This window comes from Streptomyces sp. UW30 (assembly GCF_008042075.1).
Lineage (GTDB): Bacteria > Actinomycetota > Actinomycetes > Streptomycetales > Streptomycetaceae > Streptomyces.
In genome coordinates this window covers 970,813-983,532 of the sequence record NZ_RDBN01000053.1, presented here as the reverse complement: position 1 = coordinate 983,532, position 12,720 = coordinate 970,813, and the positions used below count along the sequence as shown (strand labels likewise).

The 12,720-nt window shown below is 71.9% G+C and carries 10 protein-coding genes and 2 pseudogenes; 9 read left to right on the top strand and 3 right to left on the bottom strand.

The features are described from left to right. Window positions 1–1,554: dolichyl-phosphate-mannose--protein mannosyltransferase (locus EAO75_RS38720; protein ID WP_148000535.1), on the bottom strand; the 1,554-nt coding region annotated here is incomplete at its 3' end. Window positions 1,555–1,616: 62 nt separating this feature from the next. Here EAO75_RS38720 and rsmI point away from each other — a divergent pair. The 7 genes from rsmI (at window position 1,617) to EAO75_RS38685 (ending at window position 8,677) form a co-directional block, all read left to right on the top strand. Further along, a complete protein-coding gene (rsmI, locus tag EAO75_RS38715) occupies window positions 1,617–2,465 on the top strand; it encodes a 16S rRNA (cytidine(1402)-2'-O)-methyltransferase (RefSeq protein ID WP_187284755.1) in 849 nt (282 codons plus the stop codon). Window positions 2,466–2,656: 191 nt separating this feature from the next. Further along, a complete protein-coding gene (locus EAO75_RS38710) occupies window positions 2,657–3,079 on the top strand; it encodes a hypothetical protein (protein WP_147999756.1) in 423 nt (140 codons plus the stop codon). 47 nt (window positions 3,080–3,126) lie between these two features. Next, window positions 3,127–4,008: a TatD family hydrolase gene (locus EAO75_RS38705; protein ID WP_147999755.1), complete on the top strand. Its 882-nt coding sequence runs from the start codon at window positions 3,127–3,129 to the stop codon at window positions 4,006–4,008. 140 nt (window positions 4,009–4,148) lie between these two features. Continuing rightward, window positions 4,149–5,546 (top strand): resuscitation-promoting factor, encoded by a 1,398-nt coding sequence (locus EAO75_RS38700; protein WP_147999754.1) that lies wholly within the window; start codon window positions 4,149–4,151, stop codon window positions 5,544–5,546. 51 nt (window positions 5,547–5,597) lie between these two features. Then, a complete protein-coding gene (gene rsmA / locus EAO75_RS38695) occupies window positions 5,598–6,473 on the top strand; it encodes a 16S rRNA (adenine(1518)-N(6)/adenine(1519)-N(6))-dimethyltransferase RsmA (protein WP_147999753.1) in 876 nt (291 codons plus the stop codon). Next, complete coding sequence (locus EAO75_RS38690; protein ID WP_147999752.1) at window positions 6,474–7,385, top strand: 4-(cytidine 5'-diphospho)-2-C-methyl-D-erythritol kinase; 912 nt, start codon at window positions 6,474–6,476, stop codon at window positions 7,383–7,385. A gap of 173 nt (window positions 7,386–7,558) precedes the next feature. Further along, the gene (locus EAO75_RS38685) at window positions 7,559–8,677 is read left to right on the top strand and encodes a peptidoglycan recognition family protein (protein WP_315987669.1); all 1,119 of its coding nucleotides are present in this window, start codon (window positions 7,559–7,561) and stop codon (window positions 8,675–8,677) included. A gap of 76 nt (window positions 8,678–8,753) precedes the next feature. Here EAO75_RS38685 and EAO75_RS38680 read toward each other — a convergent pair. Further along, window positions 8,754–8,957 (bottom strand): annotated as a pseudogene (locus EAO75_RS38680) (proprotein convertase P-domain-containing protein); the annotation flags it as partial. 100 nt (window positions 8,958–9,057) lie between these two features. Here EAO75_RS38680 and EAO75_RS38675 point away from each other — a divergent pair. After that, window positions 9,058–10,866: an ABC-F family ATP-binding cassette domain-containing protein gene (locus EAO75_RS38675; protein WP_147999751.1), complete on the top strand. Its 1,809-nt coding sequence runs from the start codon at window positions 9,058–9,060 to the stop codon at window positions 10,864–10,866. Between the two features lie 262 nt (window positions 10,867–11,128). Here EAO75_RS38675 and EAO75_RS38670 read toward each other — a convergent pair whose 3' ends face one another. Continuing rightward, a complete protein-coding gene (locus EAO75_RS38670) occupies window positions 11,129–12,343 on the bottom strand; it encodes a glycosyltransferase 87 family protein (RefSeq protein ID WP_261989595.1) in 1,215 nt (404 codons plus the stop codon). A gap of 251 nt (window positions 12,344–12,594) precedes the next feature. Here EAO75_RS38670 and EAO75_RS38665 point away from each other — a divergent pair. After that, window positions 12,595–12,720: pseudogene (locus EAO75_RS38665) on the top strand (ATP-binding cassette domain-containing protein); the annotation flags it as partial.

The window sequence follows — 12,720 nt, the reverse complement described above, 5'->3', positions numbered from 1 at the left end:
GGCCACGGCCAGGCAGAGGAAGGGGAGGAAGACGACGGCGTAGAAGAAGAAGATCGTGCGTTCCTGGTAGAGGAACCAGGGGAGGTAGCCCGCCGCCACGCCGCAGGCGATCGCGCCGGCCCGCCAGTCGCGGCGCAGCAGCCAGCGCCACAGGATGTACAGGACCGCGAAGGCCGCCACCCACCACAGCAGCGGTGTGCCCAGGGCCAGTACCTCGCGGGCGCACTTCTCGCCCGCGTCGACGGGGCAGCCGTCCTTGCCGGGTTTGGGCGACTCGTAGAAGTACGACACCGGGCGGCCGGCGACGATCCAGCTCCACGGGTTGGACTGGTAGGTGTGCGGGGACGACAGGCCGACGTGGAATTCGTACACCTGGTGCTCGTAGTGCCACAGGCTCAGCCACCAGTCGGGGAACAGCCACGACCAGCTGCTGCTGCGGCCGTTCGCGCTCGCCCAGTCGCGGTAGTAGCCGCCGCTGCCGTCGGTCGGGGAGAGGATCCAGCCCGTCCACGACACGAGGTACGTGACGACCGCCACCGGGACCGTCGCGAGGAACGCCAGGCCCACGTCGTGCTTGAGCACCGCCGCGTACGGGTGGTGGGCGCCGGCGACCCGGCGGGCGCCGACGTCCCAGAGCACCGTCAGCAGGCCGAACGCGACCAGGAAGTACAGGCCGTTCCACTTGGTGCCGATGGCCAGGCCCAGCATCAGGCCCGCCAGCCAGCGGTAGGGGCGCCAGCCCAGGCGCAGGGTCTCGGCGATGTGCGCGTCGGGGCGCACCCGCCCGTCCGCGTCCACCGGCAGCGCGGCGGCGAGTTTCGCGCGCGCCCGGTCCCGGTCCACGACCAGGCAGCCGAACGCCGCCAGCACGAAGAACATCAGCACCCCGTCGAGCAGCGAGGTGCGCGCCATCACGAAGGCCAGCCCGTCCACCGCCATCAGCGTGCCCGCGAGACAGCCGAGGAACGTCGAGCGGAAGATACGGCGGCCGATGCGGCACAGCATCAGCACCGCGAGCGTGCCGAGCAGCGCCGTCATGAACCGCCAGCCGAACGGGTTGAACCCGAACATCAGCTCGCCGAGCCCGATGACGTACTTGCCCACCGGCGGATGCACGACATACGACGCGTCCGTCGGGATCTGCACCTGGTCGCCGACCTTGAGGATCAGGTCGTTGGCGTTCTTGTCCCAGTTGACCTCGAAGCCGCGGTGGACGAGCGCCCACGCGTCCTTGGCGTAGTACGTCTCGTCGAATATCACCCTCTTCGGGTTGCGCAGGTTCCAGAACCGCATCACCCCGGCCAGCAGCGTCACCAGCAGCGGACCGCCCCAGGCCGACCAGCGCGCGATCCGCTCGGCGAGCGGCCGCGAGAGGCCGAGGAACTGCCACATCCGCGGGCTGGGCTGGACATACGGCGGCACGAGCTGTTCGCGTACGTCGCTTCTGGGCGCCGCCGTATAGCCGAATCGGCGCAGGCGCTGCTGCCACGACGGCCGCTGCTCGTGCGGTGCCTGGCCCTGCCGGGTGTCCGTGGAGGACGCGGTACTGGTCACCGCGCCATCGTAGGGAACACGTCTGTGACAGTCGCGTGGATGCGCCCTGCGAGGATGGAAACGTGACAGGAACCCTTGTTTTGGCAGGCACCCCGATCGGCGACGTCAAGGACGCCCCGCCCCGGCTCGTCGAGGAACTGGCCGGCGCGGACGTGATCGCCGCCGAGGACACCCGGCGGCTCAAGCGCCTCACCCAGGCGCTGGGCGTGCAGCCGGCCGGGCGGGTCGTGTCGTACTTCGAGGGCAACGAGGCGGCCCGTACGCCGGAGCTGGTCGAGGCGCTCCTCGCGGGATCGCGGGTGCTGCTGGTGACCGACGCGGGCATGCCGTCCGTGTCCGACCCCGGGTACCGGCTGGTCGCGGCGGCCGTCGAGAAGGACATCCGGGTCACCGCCGTGCCCGGGCCGTCCGCCGTGCTCACCGCGCTCGCGCTGTCCGGGCTGCCCGTCGACCGGTTCTGCTTCGAGGGCTTCCTGCCGCGCAAGGCCGGGGAGCGGCTGTCGCGGCTGCGGGAGGTGGCCGGGGAGCGCCGCACGCTCGTCTACTTCGAGGCACCGCACCGGCTCGACGACACGCTCGCCGCGATGGCCGAGGTGTTCGGCGCCGAGCGGCGGGCCGCCGTGTGCCGGGAGCTGACGAAGACGTACGAGGAGGTCAGGCGCGGCGCTCTTGCCGAGCTGGCGGCGTGGGCCGCCGAGGGGGTGCGCGGGGAGATCACCGTCGTCGTCGAGGGGGCGCCCGAGAAGGGGGCCGAGGAGCTCGACGCCGGGGAACTCGTGCGCCGCGTTCGCGTCCGCGAAGAGGCGGGGGAGCGGCGCAAGGAGGCCATCGCGGCTGTGGCGGCGGAGGCCGGAGTGCCCAAGCGGGAGGTCTTCGACGCCGTTGTGGCGGCCAAGAACGCGGGGGCGTGAAACGCCGGGTGAGCAGGGCGTATATCGCATGAGCGTGCGCCCCATGCCGGGGTAAAGGGACCCGGGCCTTTCGGCAAGGAACGTCCAAGTCGGCGCCAACACTGGACAGATCCCGTGCGTTCACTCCTGCGGAGGAGTCCACTGAGTTGTGGGACGCGACCCGTCCCACCCAGCGGACCACAGGAGCTGGCATGAGTGAGATCGCACAGCAGACCTCGGGCCTTCGCAGCGCCGCGACCGCCGTCGTCCACGAGTCGTATTCGTTCGCCTGCATGCGCTGCGGGCACGGCTGGGAGCAGTCGTACGAGATAGAGCACCACATAGACGGCGACGGCCGTGAGTTCGTGATGTACGTGGCGAACGGCCAGGTCGTACCGTCCCCGCTCAGCAGTCCCGCGTGCCAGAACTGCGACGGGCACATCGTACGGATCATGCGCGCCGGGCAGGTGTCCTCCGTGCAGAACTCTCTGCACCGCCCCGCCCCCCTCCCCACCCGGTCGAAGTCGGGGCCCGAGGCGCAGGCGGAGCCGGACGCGCAGTCCGCGCCCGCCGAGCCGCACCACCACTGGCATCTGTCCGATCTCCTGCACGTCTTCCACCGCAAGGCGAGCTGAGCCGAGCGGCCGGCCGGCCGGGCATGCCTCTTTCGTAGGATCGGGGCATGCCTTCGAACGCCGCCGACAAGCACGCAGCCCCGCCCCTCCCGGAACCGCTCCGGGTGCCGGTCGCCGACTCGCACACCCACCTCGACATGCAGTCGGGCACCGTGGAGGAGGGGCTGGCCAAGGCGGCCTCGGTGGGCGTGACGACGGTCGTGCAGGTGGGCTGCGACGTACGCGGCTCGCAGTGGGCGGCCGAGACGGCGGCGCAGTACGACGCCGTGCACGCGACCGTCGCCCTGCACCCGAACGAGGCGCCGCGCATCGTGCACGGCGACCCCGACGGCTGGTCCCGGCAGGGAGCGCGTGAGCCGGGTGGTGCGCGGGCGCTCGACGAGGCGCTCGCCGAGATCGACCGCCTGGCCGCACTCCCGCAGGTCAAGGGCGTCGGCGAGACCGGCCTCGACTTCTTCCGCACCGGGCCCGAGGGCATGGAGGCGCAGGAGGCGTCGTTCCGCGCCCACATCGAGATCGCCAAGCGGCACGGCAAGGCCCTCGTCATCCACGACCGCGACGCCCACGCGGATGTGCTGCGCGTGCTGAAGGAGGAGGGCGCGCCCGAGCGGACCGTCTTCCACTGCTACTCCGGCGACGCGGAGATGGCGCAAGTGTGCGCCCGCGCCGGGTACTTCATGTCCTTCGCCGGCAACGTCACCTTCAAGAACGCCCAGAATCTGCGGGACTCGGTGGCCGTGGCCCCGCTGGAGCTGCTCCTGGTGGAGACGGACGCGCCCTTCCTCACGCCGGCGCCGTACCGCGGACGGCCCAACGCTCCGTATCTCATTCCGATCACGGTGCGCGCCATGGCGGCCGTACGGGGCAACGACGAGGACGCGCTGGCGGCGGCCCTCGGGACGAACACGGCACACGCCTTCGGTTACTGACGGATAACGCCGGGCAACGCTCGCACGTCTTTACGCCGAGTGGCTCAGCACTGTGTGTAGTCGCGTCGCTTTGGCGAGCGACGACCCCTCCGCTAGGTTCTGGTGGCCCGAAACGGACCCCTCCGGTGGAGCGTGTCGTCGTGAGCAACGCGCAGTTCGAGACGTACGGCCCGAGCCTGACCCATGAGCCCCCGGGGTATGGCGACTTCGACCCGCACAGCGCGCAGACGCTGGGGTACGGGGTGCCGGGGCCCTACGCGACGCCTACGGACAGTTACGGATCCGGATACGAGAGGCACGCCTCGTACGAGTCGTACGCCTCCTACGAGGACACCTACCGGCCCGCGTACGAGATCTCCGATACGGCGCACGCTCCCGTCGTGCGCCCCAGGAGTGGCCGGCGGGCCGCGCACCGGCGCAGGGCGCGGGCGGCCGAGCGGGGTGACGGGACCATGCGCCGACTGGTCCCGCAGGCGCTGGTCGTCGCGTTCCTCGCGGGCGGGACGAGCGCGTTCGTGGCCAAGGACAAGGCGGTCGAGCTGAGCCTCGACGGCGGCAAGCCGCGCAGCCTGCACACCTTCGCCGACGACGTCAGCGAACTGCTCACCGAGGAGGGCGTCGACGTGGGGGCGCACGATGTCGTCGCGCCCGCTTCCGGCGAGGGGCTCTCCAACGGTGACGAGATCGCGGTGCACTACGGACGCCCCGTGCGGCTCACCCTCGACGGCCAGCGGCGCGAGGTGTGGACGACGGCGCGCACGGTGGAGGCGGCGCTCAGCCAGCTGGGGGTGCGTGCGGAGGGCGCGTATCTGTCGACGTCGCGCTCCCGGCGGATCGGGCGTGAGGGGCTAGCGCTGGATGTGCGCACGGAGCGGGCGGTGACGGTGATGGCGGACGGCCGGGCGCGCACGATCAGGACGAACGCCGCGAGCGTGAGCGAGGTCGTGGAGCAGGCCGGGATCACCCTGCGCGGGCAGGACGCCACCTCGGTCCCCCTGGAGAGCTTCCCGCGCGACGGGCAGACGGTCACCGTGCTGCGGATCACCGGCCGCAAGGAGATCCGCGACGAGGCGATTCCCTACGCGGTGGAGCGGATCGACGATCCCTCGGTCTTCAAGGGCACGGAGGTCGTCGAGCGGGCCGGTCAGGCGGGGCTGCGGCGGATGACGTACACGCTGCGCACGGTCAACGGCGTCCGGCAGAAGCCGCGCCGGATCAGGACCGAGGTGGTGCGCGAGCCGCAGACGCAGGTGGTGAAGGTGGGTACGAAGGCCCTGCCGACGTCCGTCAGCGGTGCCGGCCAGCTGAACTGGGAGGGGCTGGCGGCGTGCGAGTCCGGAGGCCAGGCGAACGCGGTGGACTCGTCGGGGACGTACGGCGGGCTGTACCAGTTCGACACCCAGACCTGGCATGGCCTCGGCGGGAAGGGGCGGCCGCAGGAGGCGTCGGCGGAGGAACAGACGATGCGCGCGAAGAAGCTGTATGTGCGCCAGGGGGCGAGTCCCTGGCCGCACTGCGGGGCGCGCCTGCACGGGTGAGCGCCGCTTCGCGCGTCGGGTCGGGTCTGCGGCGACCCGTACCCTTGTCGGGTGAGCAGCCCCACCCCCGACGCCCTTCTGGGCCCCGCCGACGTCCGTGAGCTGGCGACCGCCCTCGGCGTGCGCCCCACCAAGCAGCGTGGCCAGAACTTCGTGATCGACGCCAACACCGTCCGCCGTATCGTCCGCACCGCGGAGGTACGCCCCGACGACGTGGTCGTCGAGGTCGGCCCGGGACTGGGCTCCCTCACCCTCGGCCTGCTGGAGGCGGCCGACCGCGTCATCGCCGTGGAGATCGACGACGTCCTGGCCGCCGCGCTGCCCGCGACCGTCGCGGCCCGTATGCCGCAGCGCGCCGACCGTTTCGCGCTGGTGCACACCGACGCGATGCACGTCGCCGAACTGCCGGGCCCGCCGCCGACCGCGCTGGTCGCGAACCTCCCCTACAACGTGGCCGTGCCGGTCCTCCTCCACATGCTCGAAACCTTCCCGAGCATCGAACGCACCCTCGTCATGGTCCAGTCGGAGGTGGCCGACCGCCTCGCCGCCCCGCCCGGCTCGAAGGTCTACGGCGTCCCGTCCGTGAAGGCCAACTGGTACGCCGAGGTCAAGCGGGCCGGTGCCATCGGCCGCAACGTCTTCTGGCCCGCGCCGAACGTCGACAGCGGCCTGGTGTCCCTGACCCGCCGCACCGAGCCGCTGGGGACCACCGCCTCCCGGCGCGACGTCTTCGCCGTCATCGACGCCGCCTTCGCCCAGCGCCGCAAGACGCTGCGCGCCGCCCTCGCCGGCTGGGCCGGTTCGGCCGCCGCCGCCGAGGCCGCCCTGGTCGCGGCCGGCGTCTCCCCACAGGCACGCGGAGAGGCCCTGACGGTCGAGGAGTTCGCGGCCATCGCCGAGAACAAGCAGCACAAGGAGTCCGAGTAAGTGAGCGCGAGCGTCACCGTACGTGTCCCGGCCAAGGTCAACGTCCAGCTCGCGGTCGGCGCCGCCCGTCCGGACGGGTTCCATGACCTGGCGAACGTCTTCCTCGCCGTCGGCCTGTACGACGAGGTCACCGTGACCCCCTCGCCCGACGGCCTGCGTGTCACCTGCGACGGCACCGACGCCGACCAGGTCCCCCTGGACCGTACGAACCTCGCCGCCCGCGCGGCCGAGGCGCTGGCCGCGCGGTACGGCCTCGCCCCCGACGTGCACCTGCACATCGCCAAGGACATCCCGGTCGCCGGCGGCATGGCGGGCGGCAGTGCGGACGGCGCGGGCGCGCTGCTGGCCTGCGACGCGCTGTGGGGCACGAACGCCTCCCGCGAGGAACTCCTCGACATCTGCGCCGAGTTGGGCAGCGACGTGCCGTTCAGCCTGGTCGGCGGCGCGGCCCTGGGCACCGGGCGGGGCGAGAAGCTGCGCCCGCTCGACGTGGGCGGCACCTTCCCGTGGGTGTTCGCGATGGCCGAGCGCGGGCTGTCGACGCCCGCCGTCTTCCGCGAGTTCGACCGGCTCGGCGAGGGCGCCGACATCCCCGAGCCCGTCGCCTCCCAGCCGCTGCTGGACGCGCTTGCCAAGGGCGACCCGGACGCGCTCGCCGCCGCCGTCTCCAACGACCTCCAGCCCGCCGCCCTCTCCCTCTTCCCGGAGCTCGCCGACACCCTCGCCGCCGGTCTCGCGGCGGGCGCGCTGACGGCGCTGGTCTCCGGCTCGGGTCCGACCACGGCGTTCCTCGCCCGCGACCCGGAGTCGGCCGTGAAGGTGGCCGACACCCTGCGGACGTCCGGCACTTGCCGCGCGGTGCGCACGGCGTCCGGGCCCGCGCAGGGCGCCACGGTCGTGCAGTCGACCTGAGCCTGACGCTGTACTCACAAGTAGGCGTTCTTCGCCCGATCTCCACACGGATGTACTGCGATCGCAGTACACACGGGACAGTTGACGCGGTTAGGGTCGCTTGACTTTTCAACTGTCGGGCCACGTGTGTGCCCGGCCTACCGTCAAGTGCACTTCTGGAAGGGGACACTCCTGTGTCCGAATCCCCCACACCCGCCCAGCAGTCCCACCGTAGAAAGCGCTCCCTGTCCCGTCGCGGCATGATCGCCGCGGGCGGGGCGGTGGCCGCCGGAGCGGCGCTCACGCCGATGGTGTTCGCCGCGACCGACTCCGACGGGCCGGACAACTCCGCCTCCGCATCCGGCGATTCGGGTACGACGCCCGAGAAGTTCCCGGCCACCCGTACCGAGGCCGCCACCGGCACCGGCGAGGCCACCACAGCCTTCGCCGCCTCCTACGTCGGTGTGCGCTGGTCCGGCGCGAAGGACGGCGCCGCCATCCGGCTCGCGAACGGCGACTGGCAGAGCCTGACGAGCGGCTGTGCGACCGTCGAGGGCGGCGGCACGGCCCTGGTCGCGGCCGGTGACGCCAAGGCGTACGAGGTGAAGGCCCCGAGCGGCATCGACGGCGTGCGCTCGCTGGCGATCGACACCAGCGACGGCCCGGACCGCACCTTCCGGGTGCCGAGCGAGCCCACGCGCGTGCGTGGCGTCCGCTACCTCTCGCGCCCGGCCTGGGGCGCCGACGAGTCCAAGCGGTACAAGGACGGCAAGGTCAACTCGCCGGAGACGTACTACCCGTTGCAGGTCATCACGGTCCACCACACCGCGACGCCGAACGCCGACCCCGACCCGGCCGCGACGGTGCGCGCGATGTACGAGTTCCACGCGATCACCAACGACTGGGGCGACATCGGCTACCACTTCCTCATCGACGAGGCGGGCAACGTCTACGAGGGCCGCTACTCCGGCGACGACGGCATCCCGGCCTTCAACCCGGCCGGCGACCTCGTCACCGCCTTCCACTCCGTCGGCTACAACTCCGGCGCCCTCGGCATCGCCCTGATCGGCAACCTCGACCAGCAGGCCCCCACGGACGCGGCGAAGGCCTCCCTGATCCGGCTGATCAAGGTCATATCCCGGTTCAAGGGCCTCGACCCCGAGGCGCGGGTGACGTACGTCAACCCGGTCAACGGCACGAAGAAGGACACGAACGTGGTCGGCGGGCACCGCGACTACTTCGACACCGAGTGCCCCGGCCAGGTCATGTACGACCTCCTGGCCGAGGTCCGCGCGGCGGCCGCCCGCCGCTGACGCCGCGCCCGCCGATGCGCCCCGGGGACGACGGGGAATCCCCGGGGCGCACGCGTGTCTCAGACCCTCACGTCGCTCAGAAGGTCAGCTTCCAGCTGTTGATGTAGCCCGTGTCCGCGCTGTAGACGTCCTGGACCTTCAGCTGCCAGGTGCCGTTGACGGTCGTCTCGCCGGAGGCGTCCACCGTGTACGTGGCGTCGACGTTGTCCGTGGAGTCGGAGGAACTGCTGCTCTTCAAGCGATAGCTCGTACCGTCCGGCGCGACCAGGTCGATCACCAGGGGGAATCCCTACGTCCGGGTAGGGCCCGGACTGCGGTGCGGGGCTGTCGGTGCGCGCGACTACCCTGGAGGGTCGATCGTCCCCCTGGGCAGGAGAGAAATGGCCGTCAACCTGGTCAATGTCGAGAACGTCAGCAAGGTGTACGGCACCCGTGCCCTGCTCGACGGTGTGTCGCTCGGCGTCTCCGAGGGCGACCGCATCGGCGTCGTCGGGCGCAACGGCGACGGGAAGACGACCCTGATCCGGATGCTGGCCAAGGCGGAGGAGGCCGACACCGGCCGGGTCACGCACTCCGGCGGGCTGCGGCTCGGCGTGCTCACGCAGCACGACTCGCTCGACTCCGAGGCCACCGTCCGGCACGAGGTCATCCGGGACATGGCCGACCACGAGTGGGCCGGCAACGCCAAGATCCGGGACGTGCTCACGGGACTGTTCGGCGGCCTCGACCTGCCCGGCTTCCCGCAGGGCCTCGACACCGTCATCGGCCCGCTCTCCGGCGGTGAGCGGCGCCGGATCGCGCTCGCCAAGCTGCTCATCGAGGAACAGGACCTGATCGTTCTCGACGAGCCCACCAACCACCTCGACGTCGAGGGCATCGCCTGGCTCGCCCAGCACCTGCGGGAGCGGCGCTCGGCGCTCGTGTGCGTCACCCACGACCGCTGGTTCCTCGACCAGGTCTGCACCCGCATGTGGGACGTCCAGCGCGGCGCCGTCCACGAGTACGAGGGCGGCTACTCCGACTACGTCTTCGCCCGTGCCGAGCGCGAGCGCATCGCCGCCACCGAGGAGGTCAAGCGGCAGAACCTGGTCCGCAAGGAGCTGGCCTGGCTGCGGCGCGGCGCCCCCGCGCGGACGTCCAAGCCGCGCTTCCGGGTCGAGGCCGCCAACGAGCTGATCGCGGACGTGCCGCCGCCCCGGGACACCAGTGAGCTGATGAAGTTCGCCTCGTCCCGGCTCGGCAAGACGGTGTTCGACCTGGAGGACGTCACCGTCCAGGCCGGCCCCAAGGTGCTGCTCAAGCATGTGACCTGGCAGCTCGGGCCCGGCGACCGTATCGGTCTCGTCGGTGTCAACGGCGCGGGCAAGACCTCCCTCCTGCGCGCGATGGCGCAGGCCGCGCGGACCGAGGGTGAGGCGCAGCCGGCCGGCGGGCGGATCGCGGTCGGAAAGACCGTCAAACTCGCCTATCTGTCCCAGGAAGTCGCCGAGCTGAACCCCGCCCTGCGTGTCCTGGAAGCCGTGTCGCAGGTGCGCGAGCGCGTCGACCTGGGCAAGGGCCGGGAGATGACCGCCGGGCAGCTGTGCGAGACGTTCGGCTTCAGCAAGGAGAAGCAGTGGACGCCGGTCGGCGACCTGTCCGGTGGTGAGCGCCGCAGGCTCCAACTCCTGCGCCTGCTCATGGACGAGCCCAACGTCCTTTTCCTCGACGAGCCCACCAACGACCTCGACATCGAGACCCTCACCCAGCTGGAGGACCTCCTCGACGGCTGGCCGGGTTCGATGATCGTCATCTCCCACGACCGCTTCTTCGTCGAGCGCACCACGGACCGCGTGTTCGCCCTGCTCGGCGACGCCACCTTGCGGATGCTGCCGCGCGGTATCGACGAGTACCTGGAGCGCCGCCACCGCATGGAGGCCCAGGTCGCCGCCGCGGCCTCCACCCCGGCCGCCGAGAAGGCCGTACCGGAGCGGAGCGCCGCCGATCTGCGCGCCGCCAAGAAGGAGTTGCAGAAGATCGAGCGGCAGCTCGACAAGATCTCCGATCGGGAGACCAAGCTGCACGCGCAGATCGCCGAGCACGCCACCGACTTCGCGAAGGTCGCCGAACTCGACGCGGAGCTGCGCGATCTGGCCGGTCAGCGCGACGAGCTGGAGCTGCACTGGCTGGAACTCGCCGAGGACGCATAGCAGTCGGCCGCCCGGCGCAGGGTGCTCGGAGGCGCTCGCGCGGGCGGAGCTTGCGCTGTGTGGAGGGGGCGTGAAGGCGCATAACGGCGGCATCACAGGCCGGTTCTCCCTTGGGAACAGGGGAGGAGACGGCTCGGTGCGCTGTCGGTGGCGGGTGATAGAAAGGTCCGCCTGAGAACAGTCTGAGAAAAGCTGGTGTGGCAAGAACGCGACGGCACAGAACGTGGCACCGCACCGGTCTCAAGGGGGAACCGCTCATGAGTCAGCCGCCCAACCAGCCGCCGCAGGGCGGCTTCGGCGCACCGCAGGACCCACGGCCGACCCCCACCGACCGCCCGACCCGACGAGCGGCCCTCACCGGCTCCGCCCGCCGGAACCAGACGGCCAGGACCAGCGGATAGACCAGGTACCCGAACCGCGCCGCGGGGATCAGGCACATCGCCAGCCCCAACCCGAGCGCCAGCCGGTCCGCCGCCGCGAGAACGGTCCGGGGCGGCCGTACCGCCAACGACACCCCCACACCACCGGCGGCGGCCACGAGCGCGGCCATGGCGAGGGCGGAACCGCCGGGCACGTACGTCGCCAGCAGATGCCCGGGCAGCGGGCTCGCCGCAGGAGAGCGCACCCCGCCCTCACCGAGCGGGAAGAGCACCACGTGCTCGACGAAGGCGTGCGGATCGGCCAGGGCCGCCGGCACCACTGCCAGCGCGGCCACCAGTACGGCGACGACTCCGGCCCGCACGGCCGCCCGCCGCCCCGCCCTGACCGCGAGCAGGACCAGCCCCACCGGCAGCAGCGGCCAGGCCGTCCACTTCAGCGCGGCCGCGGCGCCCATCGCCAGCCCGGCCGCCGCACCGGTCCCGCCCCGGCCCGCCAGAGCCAGCCCCAGACACATCAGCCCGATCACCGGCAGATCGACCCCACCGACGACCAGCGGCAGCGCCACCGCGGGGAACGCCGCGAGCAGCACCACGGCTCGCCCACCCGAACCCCCGCCCGGCCCGGGCGAGTTACGCCCCGACCGCCGCCCGGCGACCAGCAGGCTCACCAGGAACACCGCACAGAACCACACCCGCGCATCCGCGAACGCCGTACCGTCGAACAGCGCGTGGGGTATCCCGAACAGCGCCATCCCGGGCAGATAGGGGTTGTAGTCGTCGACGCCGACCGGATGCGGCACGTACGGGCTGCCGGAGTCCAGCAGCAGGGCGCCGGAGCGCTCGACGACGTACACCTCCGACTGCGCGGCCCCCGCAGCCACCATCAGCGCCAGCGGCACCACGACCGCCCCGAGCACCGCGGCTAGCGCACTACGCCCGCTCCAGGGGCGCGGCGCCCGACGGGCGAGCTCGGCCGCGACCGCGTACCCGACCGCGGCGCAGGCTCCCCACGTCCGGTGCGGGGTGAGGGTGGTGACCAGCGCCAGCACCAGCGCTAAGACCGCGCAGCCGAGCCAGAACAGCACGTCCCGTCGCACCCGTGGTGCCTGACGGGACGGCGCACGGCCGCCCCGGCGGGGTTCCGGACGTTCAGGGGCTAGGACGGCACCACTGGGCCGGACTCCGGCGACGTGGGAAACGGGCTCGGGGGCGACGCAGGAAAGGGGTTCGGCCGGCATCGGTGGGCTCCTGGGGAAGGGGAGCTCCAATCTCTTGCCGAGGCCCCCACGGCCACCTCGGCCGAACGGCCACGCTTCCCGGCCCCAGAAACCACGGGCTCAGCCGAAAGACCGACCGCCCGCCGCACCACCTCTCCTTCGGCCAGCGGCGCCGGGTCGCGGTGGCGACGGTGCTCGCGATGCAGCCGGAGATCCTCGTCCTGGACGAGCCCTCCTCCAACCTCGACCCCGCCTCC